The sequence below is a fragment of the Acinetobacter sp. LCT-H3 genome (genome assembly GCF_001866125.1).
GTDB lineage: Bacteria > Pseudomonadota > Gammaproteobacteria > Pseudomonadales > Moraxellaceae > Acinetobacter > Acinetobacter schindleri.
Map to the genome: position 1 here is coordinate 20,456 of NZ_MODX01000015.1, position 16,920 is coordinate 37,375.

17 protein-coding genes are annotated in these 16,920 nt (G+C 44.3%); 11 read left to right on the top strand and 6 right to left on the bottom strand.

The window, feature by feature from the left end; translation table 11 throughout:
* Positions 1-14: 14 nt before the first annotated feature.
* From BK820_RS09225 to BK820_RS09240, 4 genes are all read right to left on the bottom strand, one after another.
* Entirely contained in the window at positions 15-689 is a 675-nt protein-coding gene (locus BK820_RS09225; protein ID WP_071320725.1) for a YoaK family protein, read from the bottom strand.
* Between the two features lie 46 nt (positions 690-735).
* Complete coding sequence (sstT, locus tag BK820_RS09230; RefSeq protein ID WP_005222275.1) at positions 736-1,932, bottom strand: serine/threonine transporter SstT; 1,197 nt, start codon at positions 1,930-1,932, stop codon at positions 736-738.
* Between the two features lie 310 nt (positions 1,933-2,242).
* On the bottom strand, positions 2,243-3,994 hold the full coding sequence (locus BK820_RS09235) for a SulP family inorganic anion transporter (protein ID WP_071320726.1): 1,752 nt from the start codon (positions 3,992-3,994) through the stop codon (positions 2,243-2,245).
* A gap of 200 nt (positions 3,995-4,194) precedes the next feature.
* A complete protein-coding gene (locus BK820_RS09240) occupies positions 4,195-4,506 on the bottom strand; it encodes an ArsR/SmtB family transcription factor (RefSeq protein ID WP_004809492.1) in 312 nt (103 codons plus the stop codon).
* A gap of 283 nt (positions 4,507-4,789) precedes the next feature.
* Here BK820_RS09240 and cysK point away from each other — a divergent pair, with 283 nt between their 5' ends.
* The 4 genes from cysK (at position 4,790) to BK820_RS09260 (ending at position 9,280) form a co-directional block, all read left to right on the top strand.
* Positions 4,790-5,788 carry a cysteine synthase A gene (cysK, locus tag BK820_RS09245; protein ID WP_048881082.1) on the top strand — a complete coding sequence of 333 codons (999 nt, stop codon included), beginning with the start codon at positions 4,790-4,792 and terminating at the stop codon, positions 5,786-5,788.
* Positions 5,789-5,936: 148 nt separating this feature from the next.
* Positions 5,937-8,621, top strand: a complete 2,685-nt coding sequence (locus BK820_RS09250; protein WP_071320727.1) for a heavy metal translocating P-type ATPase — start codon at positions 5,937-5,939, stop codon at positions 8,619-8,621.
* A 4-nt stretch (positions 8,622-8,625) separates the two neighbouring features.
* Positions 8,626-9,057, top strand: coding sequence for a Cu(I)-responsive transcriptional regulator (cueR, locus tag BK820_RS09255; RefSeq protein ID WP_071320728.1), 432 nt, complete (start codon positions 8,626-8,628; stop codon positions 9,055-9,057).
* Between the two features lie 28 nt (positions 9,058-9,085).
* Positions 9,086-9,280 (top strand): heavy-metal-associated domain-containing protein, encoded by a 195-nt coding sequence (locus tag BK820_RS09260; protein ID WP_071320729.1) that lies wholly within the window; start codon positions 9,086-9,088, stop codon positions 9,278-9,280.
* Between the two features lie 43 nt (positions 9,281-9,323).
* Here the strand turns inward: BK820_RS09260 and BK820_RS09265 are convergent, their stop codons facing one another.
* The gene (locus tag BK820_RS09265; protein WP_071320730.1) at positions 9,324-9,929 is read right to left on the bottom strand and encodes a TetR/AcrR family transcriptional regulator; all 606 of its coding nucleotides are present in this window, start codon (positions 9,927-9,929) and stop codon (positions 9,324-9,326) included.
* A gap of 210 nt (positions 9,930-10,139) precedes the next feature.
* Positions 10,140-11,231, bottom strand: a complete 1,092-nt coding sequence (locus BK820_RS09270) for a zinc-binding metallopeptidase family protein (protein WP_071320731.1) — start codon at positions 11,229-11,231, stop codon at positions 10,140-10,142.
* 317 nt (positions 11,232-11,548) lie between these two features.
* Between BK820_RS09270 and ureE the strand changes: the two genes are divergently transcribed.
* The 7 genes from ureE to ureC all read left to right on the top strand — a co-directional run bounded on the left by ureE (position 11,549) and on the right by ureC (position 16,917).
* The gene (ureE, locus tag BK820_RS09275) at positions 11,549-12,031 is read left to right on the top strand and encodes an urease accessory protein UreE (protein WP_026056813.1); all 483 of its coding nucleotides are present in this window, start codon (positions 11,549-11,551) and stop codon (positions 12,029-12,031) included.
* On the top strand, positions 12,018-12,683 hold the full coding sequence (locus BK820_RS09280; RefSeq protein ID WP_071320732.1) for an urease accessory protein UreF: 666 nt from the start codon (positions 12,018-12,020) through the stop codon (positions 12,681-12,683). Before ureE ends, BK820_RS09280 begins: the two co-directional genes overlap by 14 nt.
* Positions 12,684-12,700: 17 nt before the next feature.
* Positions 12,701-13,315 (top strand): urease accessory protein UreG, encoded by a 615-nt coding sequence (gene ureG / locus BK820_RS09285; RefSeq protein ID WP_071320733.1) that lies wholly within the window; start codon positions 12,701-12,703, stop codon positions 13,313-13,315.
* Between the two features lie 30 nt (positions 13,316-13,345).
* Positions 13,346-14,227: an urease accessory protein UreD gene (locus tag BK820_RS09290; protein ID WP_048881079.1), complete on the top strand. Its 882-nt coding sequence runs from the start codon at positions 13,346-13,348 to the stop codon at positions 14,225-14,227.
* A 353-nt stretch (positions 14,228-14,580) separates the two neighbouring features.
* Positions 14,581-14,883: an urease subunit gamma gene (gene ureA / locus BK820_RS09295; protein ID WP_048881078.1), complete on the top strand. Its 303-nt coding sequence runs from the start codon at positions 14,581-14,583 to the stop codon at positions 14,881-14,883.
* A 9-nt stretch (positions 14,884-14,892) separates the two neighbouring features.
* Positions 14,893-15,201, top strand: a complete 309-nt coding sequence (locus BK820_RS09300; RefSeq protein ID WP_004894975.1) for an urease subunit beta — start codon at positions 14,893-14,895, stop codon at positions 15,199-15,201.
* Positions 15,202-15,216: 15 nt separating this feature from the next.
* Positions 15,217-16,917 (top strand): urease subunit alpha, encoded by a 1,701-nt coding sequence (gene ureC, locus BK820_RS09305; protein ID WP_071320734.1) that lies wholly within the window; start codon positions 15,217-15,219, stop codon positions 16,915-16,917.
* Positions 16,918-16,920: the final 3 nt, after the last annotated feature.

The window sequence follows — 16,920 nt, forward strand, 5'->3', positions numbered from 1 at the left end:
GTATTTCCAGAGAATTAATGCTGTAAGCGTCGATAACGTAAATAAATGATCCAGTAAATCAGGCTTAGACTAAGGCTGAGTGCTGCCGGGATCAGGAATGCGTTTAATTTTAAATAAGGATAAATACAGCTGGCAAGAATACCGCCAATTAAAAATCCGATCAGGATCAGTAAATGCAGGATAGTCCGTCGAGATTCAACTTCCAGTCCACGCAACTTATAGCCTAACGACAGCCCAAGATCGGTTAATACACCAGATAAATGCGTAGTGCGGATAATCGTTCCTTTATAGTGACTGACCATGGCATTTTGCACACCCATCGCCACACAGGCCCACAGCAAGCCATAATGAGGAAAATATGGTAGCAAGATCCAGCACAGGATAATAAAAAGAGCCACCAGACTGAGCGGATATCCATAACGGCGGCCTAGCTGAAAGTGGCTATTTCCCAAGATAAGACCGCTATACATTGAGCCAATGACATAACACGCAGTAACCAGGCACAGATAGAGAATCTGTTCAGGCTGCCATTGCACCAGTGCCATGGCCAGCATACTGATATTGCCGGTCATATGGGAAACGGATTGGTGCAGGAGAGTAACCAGACCGAGTACATTAATCATGCCGGCATTTACGGCAAGAAGAAATGCACCCAGTTGAACCCAGATGGGTAAACGCTGTAATGGCATAAGAACTCAACATCTATTGGCAAAATATTGAATTATCAATATAAGATCAATTAGATGCGCGGTCTACAGCTGTAGTAAATAAAACGTCAGTTGATGAGTTGAGCGCAGTTTCAGTTGAATCCTGCAACACGCTAATCACCATACCGATTGCAACGACCTGCATTGCGATATCAGAAGAAATACCAAACAGGCCACATGCAACTGGAATCAGCAGCAATGAGCCGCCGGCAACACCAGAGGCACCACACGCAGAAACAGTTGCAACCACAGACAGAATAATCATGGTGGTTAAATCAACATGGATGCCTAACGTATTTACCGCTGCAAGCGACAACACGGTAATAGTCACAGATGCACCCGCCATATTGATGGCTGCACCTAGTGGAATGGCTACACTTGAAGTTGATTCAGACACACCTAAGCGTTTCGCCAGATCCAGATTTACCGGAATATTTGCAGCTGAGCTACGGGTAAAGAATGCAGTGATGCCACTTTCGCGCAAGCAGGTAAAGACTAGTGGATAAGGATTGGCACGTGTCACCAGTGCAACCAGTAATGGATTCACTACCAGTGCTACGAACGCCATCGTACCAAGCAATACTGCCAGCAAATGACCGTAGCTTTCTAAAGTTTCCAGACCCGCTTCGGCAAAAGTAACTGCTACCAGACCAAAAATACCGACAGGTGCAAAGCTAATTACCAGACGGATCACATGGTTAATGGCATTTGCTGCATCATTTAATACGGTTTTAGTGGTTTCAGATGCATGACGGAATGCAATGCCCAGTGCCACTGCCCAAGCCAGAATACCAATAAAGTTCGCTTCAGCAATTGCAACCACTGGGTTCGCAACAAAGCTGAGCAGCAGATTTTTCAGGATTTCACTTAAACTGCCTGGTGGTTGTAAGTCACCTTGTGCAGCGACGTCAAGGAACAGCGTACTTGGAAACATGATGCTGGCAATTACAGCACTCACTGCGGCCAGGAACATGCCGATCGCATACATGTACATGATCGGGCGCATACGGGAGTTGCCTTGACCCACTTTAAAGTTAGCAATGGAAGCTAGAACTAAAATGAAAACGAGGACAGGAGCGACAGATTTAAGAGCTTTAATAAAAAGGTCGCCTAGCAGACTGAGGTAGGGCGCATATTCTGGAAAAACCAGCGCGACACCAATACCAAGTATAATGGCAATGATGATTCGGGAGACTAAACTCATACGCGAAAGGGCAGAGAACATAAGGTTGCCTTGTGTAAATTACGAGGGCTAAATGCGGAAAAAATTTGCGTTATTTTATACTTAAAATTCTATGTGCTTAAAATATATTTTCAGTTTAAATATAAGTTTATGAAAATAAATGATAATTATAGAAAACCATCTGTATTTTTTGTCTATATTTTACGTAAAATTAGATCTTAGATGAAATTTTAGGATGAAAATGTATACCATATATTTATTATAGAAATGCTCTTAAAAAAGTGATCAATTTTGCTGATACTACGAGATGCCTTCAAAATTAATCACGTTGTTCCTGGAATAGTCAAACGAGTTAAATGGAATAATCTTTACTGTGATCATTAAACAGATCGGGGGAGAGATCCCGAATTGCCTGATAGTGCGTCAGATAAATCCGTCCACTGAGATGTTTAAGCAATTTGGATTCCTGTAAGCGATCCATGACTGGTCCTTTCACTTCAGCAAAGTGTAGACGAATATTGAGTTTGGACAGTTCTGTATTCAGATCTTCCAGCATTTCCAGAGCACTAAGGTCAATAGCACTGATACTGGAACAGTTCAAAATGACATGCTTAAGCTGGTCTTTATCACCGACCGCATTAATCAAAAAGCCCTTAAAGGCATTAGCATTCAAGAAGCTTAGATTTTCATCAATACGCAAGGAAAGCACCTGATCTGAGGTCAGCACCTGATGGCGCTGCACATTGCGGAAATGCTGGGTGCCTTCAATCAGGCCGACTACTGCAATATGCGGACGGGAAATACGCCACAGCATCAGCACGAAGGTGGAAATAATGCCAATAATCAGACCTGTCGAGATATCAATCAGCACCACACCAAAGAAAGTTACCCACATGGCAATCCCGTCTGCTTTGGAATAGCGCCAAGCGTTCATAAAGGGCTGGAAATCAACCAGTTTCCAGATCGATACAATGATCGTGGCGGCAAGAATCGCCAGTGGCAGCTCTTCAAAGAAACCGGTAAAAAACAGGCTGATCAAAATAATCAGCAGAGAAGACAGTACACCCGCCATTGGCGTTCTGGCACCAGCATCCGCGTTGACCACAGTACGTGACAAGCTACCAGTAACTGGAAAGGCAGAACTGACTCCGGCACTAATATTGGCAATACCCAGTGCAATCAGTTCCTGGTTACTGTTTAGCTGGCTACGTTGCTGTAATGCTGTTGCTTGCGCGATAGACAGCGATTCCACAAAACTGATCATCGCAATCATGGTCGCGCCTGGCAGCAAGGTGAGCACTAAATCCCAGTTCCAGTGTGGAAAACTTAAAGGTGGAAATCCGGAAGGAATTGCACCTACCGTTTTGATCCCTTGTGTTTGCAGATTTAGATACACCACAGCCAAAATACCTAAAGCGACTAGCATTAATGGTACAGCACGCACCAGAAAATCAGTCGATCCGATCCGGCTTTGTACAGACTGGGATTTCAGAATTTTTGGAAGATAGATCAGCAGGCCAATGGACAGCAGCCCAAAAACCAGACTTGGCCAGTGAATCAGATGGAGATATTCCAGCAGGCTAAACACAAATTGCTGAAGATTATTGGCTTGTAATGGCACATCGATCAGAAACTTAAACTGTCCAACCGCAATCAGCAGCGCAGAAGCAATAATAAAACTCTGAATTACCGGATGGCTAATCAGCTGAATCAAAAAACCAAAACGCATCAAGCCTAATAATAGGGAAATGATTCCGACCATCAGCGCCAATAAAGTTGCTGCTTCGATATAGACGGGTGAACCGACTTCAAATAAAGGATTCAGCGTGGCGAAGGTCATCATGGAAATGATGGCCACAGGACCAATCGACAAGGTACTGCTACTACCTAGCATCGCGTACAGAATCATAGGCAGGATACTGGCATATAGCCCCATGATCGGCGGCAATCCAGCCAGCATGGCATAGGCCATACCTTGCGGCACCAGCATGGCAACCACAATTAACGAAGCCAGCACGTCGGACTTGAATTTAACCGGACTATAATGGCTTAACCATGACCAGGCCGGTAATAATTGCAGCAGTTTTGGCTTCGAATTGGACATATAAAAGTCTAAATCACAAATATAGATATATTATGCACATTTTCTGCTAAGAAATCATGGATAAAAGTGGAGCTTGATCAACCCTCATATAAAAAATGACCTGACCAGTTCTTAGCAATGATTCTGTTTCAAAGAGATGATCTACATATTGAAGATCATCTCCAGTGCCAAGAGGAATGTTTAGACTCTAGATAAAATGCTTAAGCTTTTGCACAGTACAGTTGATACAGCGTATTCAGGATGACCACCAGATTCTGATCTTTAATAGAATAGAAAATTTGCTTACCATCGCGGCGGGTACTGACCACATCACTTTTACGTAACATCATCAATTGCTGGGAAAGTGTAGGTTGCTGGATGTGGGTGAGATTTTCAATTTGGGAAACGTTGAGTTCCGCTTGGGAAAGATGACATAGGATGATGAGACGGTCAGTGTTTGCAAGCGATTTCAGGATGCCAACCACCTGATCAGCTGAATCACGCATGGTGGTGATTTCAAGATCGGTATTCATTCAGAATGTCCATAGAGATAAAATACAGCGCGAATGATTATAAAGGCCTGAATCCTTAAACATTTGGTAAAAATCACTTATTTTTATGGCTTTTTGTGAATTTAAATATCAATAAAAATTATATATTTAACATTAAATAATCAGTTATTTTTATTGTATATTAATAACTTATATAACAGTTGATTTGCCATAATAGAGTGCAGATTCCACTTTCTTCTACAAAATCTGAAAATACTTGTATGATGATAGTGCACTTCAAGCTAATAACATCAGGGATATACTAATGAGTACAGATGCAGCATTTCCTACGCCCAACAATCTGGGAATAGCGGTTTACAGTAACAATGCAGAAGCCATTGGCAATACACCTCTTGTGCGCATTAACCGTGCCATCACAGGCGGGGCAACTGTACTCGCGAAAGTTGAGAGCCGTAACCCGGCATTTTCGGTGAAATGCCGTATTGGTGCAGCGCTGATTGCAGATGCTGAAAAATCTGGCAAGTTAAAACCAGGCATGCACATTGTTGAACCAACCAGTGGCAATACCGGCATTGCACTGGCTTTCGTTGCTGCAGCAAAAGGCTATCCACTTACACTGACCATGCCAGCCAGCATGAGTATCGAACGCCGTAAAGTGGTCAAAGCCTTTGGTGCCAACCTGATTCTGACTGAACCTGCGAAAGGTATGAAAGGTGCAGTAGATGAAGCGGTTCGTCTGGTGACTGAACACCCTGAAACATATTTCCTGCCACAACAGTTTGAAAACCCGGCTAACCCGAAAATTCATGAAGAAACGACTGGCCCAGAAATCTGGGAAGCGACTGGCGGTAATGTTGATATTCTGGTCGCTGGTGTAGGAACGGGTGGTACCATTTCAGGTATTTCACGTTACTTCGAAAAAGTCCGTAACAAGCCGATCTATTCAGTTGCCGTTGAGCCAGCTGAGTCACCGATCATTGCTCAGGCGAAACGCGGTGAATCATTGACGCCTGGACCACATAAAATTCAGGGGATTGGTGCGAACTTTATTCCTGGTAACCTTGATCTTGATCTGGTAGATGAAGTCATTGCAATTGACAGTACTACGGCAGTGGAATGGGCACGTAAAACGGCATCGCAAGAAGGTATTCTGGTGGGTATATCAAGTGGTGCGGCGATGGCTGCGGCTGCACAACTTGCAGCACGTCCTGAAAATGCAGGTAAAAACATTGTGGTGATTTTGCCAGATGGTGGTGAACGTTACCTGTCATCGATATTATTTGAAGATATTTCTGCAGAATAATTTTCAGCAAGTATTTGGCAATACGTTAAAAGCCCGGGTTTATGATCCGGGCTTTTTTATTTTCACATAAAGACTTGACCTTCCAACTATAGGAAGGTTTAAGCTATAAGCTAGATTCAAACCATCAATAATATGAAGGAGATGTGCCATGCAGGAACTGTCAAACGCTCAGCTGTATCAAACGACTGTACAGATTGAAGGCATGACCTGTGCTTCTTGTGTGGCACGGGTAGAAAAGGCTTTAAAGAAAATTGAAGGCGTAGTTTCGGCTCATGTCAATCTATCTACGGAAAAGGCATCGATTAGTGCCGATCATATGATTCCCTGCGCCGAGATTATCCAGAAAATAGAGCGTGCTGGCTTTAAGGTGGCACAACAGAGATTCGAACTGGATATTGAAGGCATGAGCTGTGCCTCTTGTGCTGCCCGAATTGAAAAAGCCCTCAAAAAAATTCCAGAAGTGCTGGAAGCCAATGTGAATCTGTCTACCGAAAAGGCTTATGTCACTGCAGTCAGTTCTTTACAGCAACAGGTCTTGGTCAAAGCCATTCAGAAAGCCGGTTTTGATGTCAAAGCAGATCAGCTTGAACTAAACATTGAAGGGATGACTTGTGCATCCTGCGTAGCTCGGGTGGAAAAAGCACTCAATAAAGTGGAAGGTGTCACTGCGGCCAGCGTCAATCTGGCCACTGAAACGGCACAGGTTTCTGGTTCAAACCTGAATATTGCTAATCTGATCCAAGCAGTTAAAAAAGCCGGTTATGAGGCACAGCTAAAAACCGCAAAAGTGAATTTCACCGAGCAGCAAAATTTCCAGCATAAAAAAGCTGAAGAAACAGCTTCATTGTATCGTGATCTTTGGATTGCCCTGGCGCTGGCATTACCGGTATTTATTCTGGAAATGGGATCACATCTGCTTCCGTCCTTCCATCATTTTGTTGTGCATAATATTGGTATGCAGAACAGCTGGTATATCCAGTTTGTAATGACCACTTTGGTATTATTGTTTCCGGGGCGGCGTTTCTACCAGCATGGGATTCCAGCTTTACTGCGACTGGCACCTGATATGAACTCGCTGGTAACGGTGGGTACAGCGGCAGCATATCTGTTTTCAGTTATCGCAACATTCTTCCCATTTTTATTGCCGCAAGCCACCGTACATGTCTATTTTGAAGCGGCAGCGGTCATTATTGCCTTGATCCTGTTAGGTCGCTACCTAGAAGCACGTGCCAAAGGTAAAACCTCACAGGCGATTCAATACCTGATTGGCCTGCAGCCTAAAACTGCACGTGTCTTACAGGATGGACAATGGCTGGACCTGCCCATTTCCGAAGTCCAGCAGGATATGATCATCGAAATTCGCCCGGGTGAAAAAGTCGCAGTAGATGGTGTAGTGACTTCCGGTCATAGCTATGTCGATGAAGCGATGGTGACGGGTGAACCGGTGCCTGTGGCCAAAAATATTGATGATAAAGTTGTTGGTGGCACTATTAACCAGAATGGAACCTTGCAAATCCGTGCGACCGCCGTGGGTGAAGATTCAGTACTGGCGCAGATCATTAAAATGGTCGAGCAGGCGCAAGGTGCCAAACTGCCGATTCAGGCAGCTGTAGATAAAGTTACCTTATGGTTTGTGCCTGCGGTGATGGGTCTGGCCTTATTGACCTTTATAGTCTGGTTTCTGCTTGGTCCTGAGCCACAATTGAGTTATGCACTGGTTAATGCCGTGGCAGTTCTGATTATTGCCTGTCCATGTGCCATGGGCCTGGCAACACCGACCTCGATTATGGTCGGTACCGGTCGTGCGGCAGAAATGGGGGTACTGTTCCGTAAAGGCGAAGCTCTACAGTTATTGCAGCAAACTAAAGTTGTAGCAGTCGATAAAACCGGAACACTGACGGAAGGAAAACCTGTCATGACTGATTTTCAGGTGCTAGAAGGTTTTAATGAACAGCAGGTTTTACAACTGATCGCCTCGGTAGAAGCCAAGTCTGAACATCCGATTGCCTATGCGATTGTGCAGGCAGCAAAAGAGCAGCAGATCGAATTAATCGAAGTAAGTGAATTTGATTCGATTACTGGTGCCGGGATCAAAGCACAGATCAATAATCAGGATATCCAGATTGGTGCTGAACGATTGATGCAACAGCTGGGTTTAAATACCGAGCACTTTGCTGGAATAGCCTCTAAATTGGGACAAGAAGGCAAGACACCGCTGTATGCAGCGCTCGATGGAAAGCTCGCAGCTATTATTGCCGTAGCTGATCCGATTAAAGATACCACCTTTAAAGCCATTGAAGAATTGCATCGTCAAGGTCTGAAAGTCGCAATGATTACGGGTGATAATCCACATACGGCGAATGCGGTAGCACAACAACTCAAGATTGATCATGTAATTGCTGAAGTCTTACCTCATGAAAAAGTTGATGCCGTAAAAATGCTGCAAAAAGAGCATGGCATTGTAACCTTTGTGGGTGATGGTATTAACGATGCACCGGCACTCGCGCAGTCAGATGTCGGCATGGCGATTGGTACGGGGACTGATGTTGCAATTGAAGCAGCAGATGTAGTGCTGATGTCCGGTAATATGCAGCATGTCGCCACCGGCATTGGCATCAGTCAGGCCACCATCAAGAATATTCGACAGAACCTGTTCTGGGCCTTCGTCTATAATATTGCATTGATCCCAATTGCTGCGGGTATCCTGTATCCATTCTTTGGCATCCTGCTTTCGCCAATGTTTGCCGCAGGTGCAATGGCTTTGTCATCAGTATTTGTTGTTAGCAATGCCTTGCGTTTAAAGTTGTATCAGCCACTATCAGCACAGGAGTAAATCAGTGAATATTGGACAAGCCGCCAAACGATCTGGTATCTCGGCCAAAATGATTCGCTATTATGAAGAGATTGGTCTGTTACCTGCGCCGAAACGTAGTGAAAGTGGCTATCGTGACTATAGCGATGCTGATATCCGTATGCTCGGTTTTATCCAGCATGCACGCGAGCTGGGATTTTCCTCGGAACAGATGAAAGAGCTGTTAGGGTTATGGCAGAATGAAGTGCGGCAGAGCATTGAAGTCAAACAGCTGGCACAAAAACATATCACTATACTGGAACAGAAAATTCAGGATATGCAGGCCATGGTCAAAATTTTGAAGCAATCAGTCGCGCGTTGTGCTGGTGATGAGCGTGCAGATTGTGCAATTTTGAAAGATATCGAGCAGGGACTGGATACAAATCCCCCCTCCAGCCATCACTCAACTTCAAGTTAGAATAAATTATTCCTAAGGAGATAAGCGCATGAAATTTCGTATTGAAAATATGACCTGTGGCGGTTGTGCACGTAGTATTACTGCAACCATCAAGGATCTGGATGAACATGCACGTGTTGAAATCGACGTAGAGAAAAAGCTGGTTGAAGTAGAAACTGGCGTACATCAGGATGAAATCGTTGCTGCACTGACTGAAGACGGTTTTCCACCTGTAGCAGTATAAGTAGCGATACGAAAGCAAGCCTGACCTGTGTGTCAGGCTTTTTTTATGCAGAGGTATTGTTGGGTGCAATCATTAAAGCTTGATTGACATAGAGTTCAATCAATCTTTCACGAGAACCGATAGCTTTTTGATAGCTGGTTGAATTCAGTAACAGGGAAGCGCCATAGGTCACTGTCCAGATAAAAGACAGATAATCCCGGATCGACATGCTACTGTTATTAGCATCCAGATATTCACGAGTAAGGTCACGGATACTCAGAATCCGTTCTTCACGGACCTGATACAGTTCCTGAAACAGCTCTTTCAGACCTTTTTCAGTATTGGTCAGGCGCTCCTCAATCATATGCAGCAAAATGGTTCGATTGGAATTGTGCAAATGATAAAGCATATATTCCGATACATAAGTCCTGAAGTCAGTATTAAAACGTTTGGAAATCTCTAGAAGACGTTGTTCATTTAAAATAATCAGTTCCAGATATAGCTGGTTTTTGCTTTTAAAATGCTTGTAAATGGTCCCCTTGGCAATATCCATTTCACTGGCAAGTTCATTCAGGGTAATGTCTTCGTTATTATCCAGAAGCAGGCTCTCGGCCATGCTAAGAATTTTTTCTTTACGCAGAAGAAAGTTCTGTTGTCTTACACTACTCATCTTATCTTTACTAACGTGTCGAAAAAGAACAATAACAGCCTAATTATTTTCAGATTAAATGAATATCAAACTATGGTCGTGCATGGTAATAAAATTGTCTGATAATTGATCATTTACTGGCTAAATTCATGAAAATGACCAGGATCTGGTGGCTAAACGGCAATTTAGAAGATAATTCTCATTGTTTTATAACGTGACGGGGCAGCGATTTTAGCCGGGTAATTTTGACTCAGCTTCTTTAAATGCTTTGTCCAGTACATGACTATGAATAAAGCGCAGCTTGTTTTTCACCACTTCGGTAAGCGTAAACGGATAGGCATCTTCCAGTCCCATGCTACGATTCAGGGCATTCAGGTTAAACGTTAAAGTGATCCAGTTATCCAGAATGTGTTCAATGTCTTTGCCGCCAATCGGGCATTCATTAAAGGACATGCTGGCCAAGGTTTTACCATTTCCATCAACACGCAGACCACCATAAAAAGCGGTTTCCAGAGTGTCCATAATATGCAGATAATGCGCCCAGGTTTCAGCCCAATCTTCCCATGGGTGTGCCGTCGCATAGGTGCTGATATATTTTTCTTGCCAATTTTCTGGCGCACCTTCTTCATAATGGCGCTGCAGCGCAGTAGCATAATGCTGACGTTCATCACCAAAATAAAATCTAAATTCTTCAATTAGTTCTGGATGAAGATGCTGCATGATACTGAAATAAAAATGCCCACTTTCATGGCGGAAGTGACCCAAAAGAGTGCGATAATTTTCACCCATATCAATACGCGTGGTTTCCCGATACACCACATCTGCTTCAATGGCATTCATGGTGATCAGACCATTGGCATGCCCGGTTAACACTGGCTTACCATCCATAGGCAATAAAAAGTGAAAACGCAAACCAAATACATCATCATCTGTACGTTTTGGACGCGGCATCATATTCATGCGCTGGGTAAGATATAAAAAGCGCCGTTTGGCCTCTTCAAGTCGCCGCCAGTAGGTAATAACGTCGGGATCATCCAGATTGGGAATGATATGGGTCAGCTGACAGGACTCGCAGTAGTCCTCATCGCAATCGCCCGGAATCATCCAGTTACAGACCTGATAATGGGTATAGTTATAGCAAGGCTTATAGTGCGTGGCACGATATTCTGATTTCAGCGGAATCCACTCATCTTCACTGATTTTTTCAAAAGTGCACATGTCCTTTTCCGATGCGATATAACCAATCGGAGATTTGCAGTGATGGCATTCAGTAGAATAAAAAAAGATCTGATGCTCACATTTGGGACATTCAAAATATTTCATTTTCACTCCGTGAAAAGCGTGGAACCGCTAAGCCCGAGTAGTTTTACTTAAATCCAGTTGCTAGCATATCATTTAAATAAAATTAAATAATTCAGCTATTTAAATCAAACCAACTAAACTATTAACTCAGCTGGCTGCTCTTATATTTTAGCCGCAGTTGAAGATAGGTGAAATGTCATTCGTAATTTTTATGTAAGAAAATTGAATCCAATATCTTGGCACGATAAATGCTTTATTTTGATGCAATATTTTTTGTTTTTTGATCAATTGTTCCGCTTTGGAACGTGATGAATCAAATTGATGCATATAGGGCCAAGATGAAGATTTTTACCCAACGTCTGGAAGATGCCAGTCACTCTACTGATATTGAAAGCATTGAACTCAGCTTTGATACGCGTCAAAAAAGCCGTTTCCGCGCTACGCTAAAAAATGGCACCGATATTGGTGCAGACCTGCCACGTACCGGGATTTTACGTAGTGGTTCAGTCATCGCCACCGATCATGGTGAATTGCTGCGTGTTAATGCCAAGCCAGAAACCTTGATGCAGGTCACTGCAGATCATGAATTTGATCTTTTAAAGGCAGCCTATCACCTGGGTAACCGTCATGTGCCACTGATGCTGACCCCAACGGCACTGTATTTTGAACCGGATCATGTACTGGCTGAAATGGTTGAAGGTTTGGGTTTACGTGTAGATACCGTACAACATCCGTTTGAACCAGAGAGCGGCGCTTATGCACAGCATCAGCATGATCACCGTTTAAGCCCAATCAAGTCATTGCATCATGTCGCACATTAAGGCTTCGCAACTACTCAGCCTGCTAACCCTGTCTTCGACGGCACTACCGGTCGGTGCTTACTGCTATTCACAAGGGGTTGAAAGCGCGATTGATACCGGTTTGATTCATGACGAAGCTTCCAGCATTGCCTACTTTAATGAAGTGTTGGAAATGCTATTGCTACGTTTCGAACTGCCAATTTTAAAACGCTTAATGCAAAGCTATGACGATGAAATCATATTTCAGCATTGGGCTGAAATTTACAGGGCAAGCCGTGAAAGTAAGGAATTACTGGCAGAATCCCAGCAGCTGGCATTTTCACTAAATGCCTGGATTCGCGATGTACTCAAGCGACCAGTAAAAGTCAAAAAACAGTATGGCTACGTTCCAGTCTATGCCCAGTTATGTGGCGAATTGCATTTAGAAGACGATGATGTCCTGACTGCTTATGCATTTGCTGTTCTGGAAAATCAGGTATTAGCCGCTGTGAAAACAGTGCCTTTGGGGCAAATGAGTGGCCAGCGGATTCTCTGGCATCTGCATGGAGAAATTCCGGCACTTATCGAGCGTGCCATTAACCTGAGTGATGATGAGATGAGTAGCGCTTTGCCGAATTACGCCATGCTGAGTATGCGCCATGAAAATCAATATTCCCGTTTATTTAGATCTTAAAAATTAAAGGAAAAATTATGTCAGAACGTAGTCCATTACGCGTTGGAATCGGTGGCCCAGTGGGTTCAGGTAAAACTGCTTTAACCCTGAATTTGTGTCAGGCCTTGCGAAATAAATACAACATGGCCGTGGTCACCAATGACATTTATACCAAGGAAGATTCGAACTTCCTGACCCGTAATGAAGCCATGTCGCCTGACCGTATTGTCGGTGTTGAAACTGGTGGCTGTCCCCATACTGCGATTCGTGAAGATGCCTCGATTAACCTCGCTGCAATTGATGACCTGTGTGAAAAGTTTGACGGACTGGAGCTGATCATTATTGAAAGTGGTGGCGACAACTTGGCCGCGACATTTAGCCCAGAACTTTCAGACTTAACGCTTTATGTGATTGATGTTGCGGGTGGTGAAAAGATTCCACGTAAAGGTGGCCCGGGTATTACCAAATCGGACTTACTGATCATTAATAAAACCGACCTAGCACCGATGGTGGGTGCAAATCTGGATGTTATGGATCAAGACGCAAAACGTATGCGTGGCGAGAAACCATTTTTATTTTCCAATATGAAAACCAAAGATGGTCTTGAGCAAATTATTGAATTTATCGAAAAACAAGGTCTGTTTAGGGCTTAGGGTGGTTAGTCAGGATAAGTGCACAACGAAATGAATAGCGTGGTAGAAGCAGAACGCGGCTCAGCAGCAAAACTCTGGTTTGCACGTTTGCAACTGGGTTTTGAGGCAGATTGCAGTAATGGACGAACCATTCTGCAGCATCGCAAGCATGAGGGCCCGGTTCGTGTGCAAAAAATGCTGTGGCCTGAAAAAACCGGAGTCTGTCATGCAATTATTGTACATCCACCTGCCGGAATTGCCGGAGGAGATCACCTGAGTTTCGATATGCGCGTCGGAGCAAATGCGCACGGACTGGTGACCACACCAGGTGCAGGTAAATGGTACAAGACCAATCTGAAACAGGCCTATCAGCATATTGATATTCGTGTGGAAGAAAAGGGGATTTTTGAATGGCTGCCGCAGGAAACCATGTTATTTGATGGTGCCAATGCACATGCGTCCACCACCATTCATTTAGATCAAACTGCCAGTTTTATTGGCTGGGATATGCTGGTAATTGGCCGTCAGGCAAGATACGAGCAGTTTGAGCAGGGCGGTTATCGCAGCCGTTTTCTACTGTATCGCGGTGCAAAGCTATTGGTTGCAGATCAGCTGAAATTCTCCGGACAGGATCGCTGGTTAAACTCCTGTCTAGGTATGAATGGACATGCTGTGATGGGCAGTCTATGGGCTGTACCGCCTGAAAAATATCGTGCAAGTTTTTATTTGGATGAGCACATCGACCTGATTCGTGAACTCATCATGCGTATGGATGTGCCGGTGACATTAACGCTACTCGATGATGTGCTGACGGCGCGTTATCTCGGGGATGACGTGCGCCAGTGTCATGATGCATTTGCTGCGATTCGTGCACGGCTGCGTCGTTACTGGTTTGGACTAGATGAAGAGTTTCCGAGGATTTGGCGAACGTAATCCCTCCAGACCTTTCTTTGATAAAGGGAGGAGAAAATCTCTTTTTCTCAAAGAGGGATTTAGGGAGATTAAAGAATCGTTCGACTCGTAAAAGAGAGGATCAACTATTTTTACCTTTCCTTTGTGTAGCAGTGTTACTTATCTCCTAAAAGGAGAAGGAAATTTATTTTCATTGTCCCTCCCTTTGGGAGGGAGCTAGAGGGAGGGGCTATGACAATGAAGGTTCACCTCACCCTAAGCCTCACTTGCACGTCGCTTTTAAAGCAATGCTTAAAAGCTCGTTCAGGAGAAGGAATACTGAATGAATTTGCACACATTTTGCATTAAAAATATTGAAGAAATAGGAAATAGACATGGAACTAAATCCGACTGAAAAAGACAAAATGCTGATTTTTACTGCAGGACTGGTGGCAGAGCGCCGTAAAGCACGCGGGCTGAAATTGAATTACCCGGAAGCCATTGCCTTTATTTCTGCTGCTTTACTGGAAGGTGCACGTGATGGCATGAGTGTGAGCGAGTTGATGCACTACGGTACGACTTTACTGACTCGTGATGATGTCATGGACGGCATTGCTGAAATGATTGCCGAAGTTCAGGTTGAAGCGACCTTTCCCGATGGCTCTAAGCTCGTCACTGTGCATCAACCAATTGTCTAGGAGCATCATATGATTCCGGGTGAAATTTTTACGCCAGATACTGATATTGAAATGAATGTGGGCAGACAAACCTTAAGGATGACCGTGGCCAATGCGGGTGATCGTCCGATTCAGGTGGGTTCACATTTTCACTTTGCCGAGGCCAATGATGCTTTGCAATTTGACCGCGAAAAAGCTCATGGCTATCGCTTAAATATTGCAGCAGGAACAGCCGTTCGATTTGAGCCTGGACAAAGCCGTGATATTGAATTGGTGGCTTTAGCCGGTAAGCGTGAAGTGTATGGCTTTGCAGGTCGGGTCATGGGCAAGTTGGACTAAAGGAATACTTATAAAATGAAAATGTCACGCCGCGCTTATGCGGAAATGTTTGGTCCAACAGTTGGCGATCGTGTTCGTTTAGCCGACACCGAACTGTTTATTGAAGTGGAACAAGACCTCACCACTTATGGGGAAGAGGTTAAATTTGGTGGCGGTAAAGTCATTCGTGATGGAATGGGGCAATCTCAGCTTTTAGCCGATGACGTTGCTGATACTGTGATTACCAATGCGCTGATTGTCGATTGGTGGGGTATTGTCAAAGCAGATGTTGGTTTGAAAAATGGCCGCATCTGGAAAATTGGTAAAGCAGGCAACCCTGATATTCAGCCTGATATTACTATTCCATTGGGTGCTGCAACCGAAGTCATTGCAGGTGAAGGGCAGATTCTCACTACTGGCGGTGTGGATACCCATATTCACTGGATTTGCCCGCAACAAGTGAAAACGGCATTGATGTCAGGTGTGACCACCATGATTGGCGGTGGTACAGGGCCTGCGGCAGGCACATCAGCAACCACAGTGACACCGGGGCCTTGGCATATCTCGACGATGTTACAAGCCATTGATGATTTACCGATGAATATTGGTTTACTCGGTAAAGGAAATTTAAGTCAGCCTGAGCCGATAGCCGAGCAAATTAAAGCTGGTGTAGTCGGTTTAAAACTGCATGAAGACTGGGGTTCAACACCTGCTGCCATCGATAACTGTTTGACGGTGGCAGATGAATTTGACGTGCAAGTCGCAATTCACACGGACACACTAAATGAAAGTGGTTTCCTGGAAGAAACTTTGGCAGCCTTTAAAAACCGGACCATTCACACCTACCATACTGAAGGTGCCGGCGGTGGACATGCACCTGATATTTTAAAAGCCATTGGTCAGCCGAATGTATTGCCATCATCCACTAATCCAACCCGTCCTTATACCATCAACACCATTGATGAACATCTGGATATGTTGATGGTCTGTCACCATTTAGATCCTGCCATTTCGGAAGATGTGGCGTTTGCGGAAAGTCGTATTCGCCGTGAAACCATTGCTGCGGAAGATATTTTGCAGGATTTAGGTGCAATTGCCATGATGTCATCGGACTCGCAAGCAATGGGGCGTGTCGGTGAAGTCGTGATTCGCACATGGCAAACGGCACATAAAATGAAAGTGCAGCGTGGGCCTTTAGAGGGTGACAATGCCACGCATGATAATAATCGTGTAAAGCGTTATATCGCCAAATATACGATTAACCCTGCCATTACGCATGGTTTGAGTCATGAAATTGGTTCGGTGGAAGTGGGTAAACTTGCCGATTTAGTCTTATGGAAACCTGCATTTTTTGGGGTAAAACCATCCATGATAATTAAAGGTGGCATGATTGCAGCTGCGCCAATGGGCGATATTAATGCGTCTATTCCAACACCGCAGCCTGTACATTATCGTCCAATGTTCGGTGCCAATGCCCGTGGTGTGCATAACACCTGTATTACCTTCTTGTCGCAAGTGGCGATAGAGGCAGGTGTGCATGAAAAGCTCGGTCTGAAAAAGTTGATTAGTCCATGTAAAGGCACACGTGATATTCAGAAAAAAGACATGAAGTTGAATACTTACTGTCCTGTGATGGAAGTTGATCCTGAAATTTATGAAGTTCGGGCGGATGGGAAGTTGTTGACTTGTGAACCCGCGGAAGTATTGCCGATGGCGCAAAGGTATTTCTTGTTTTGACAA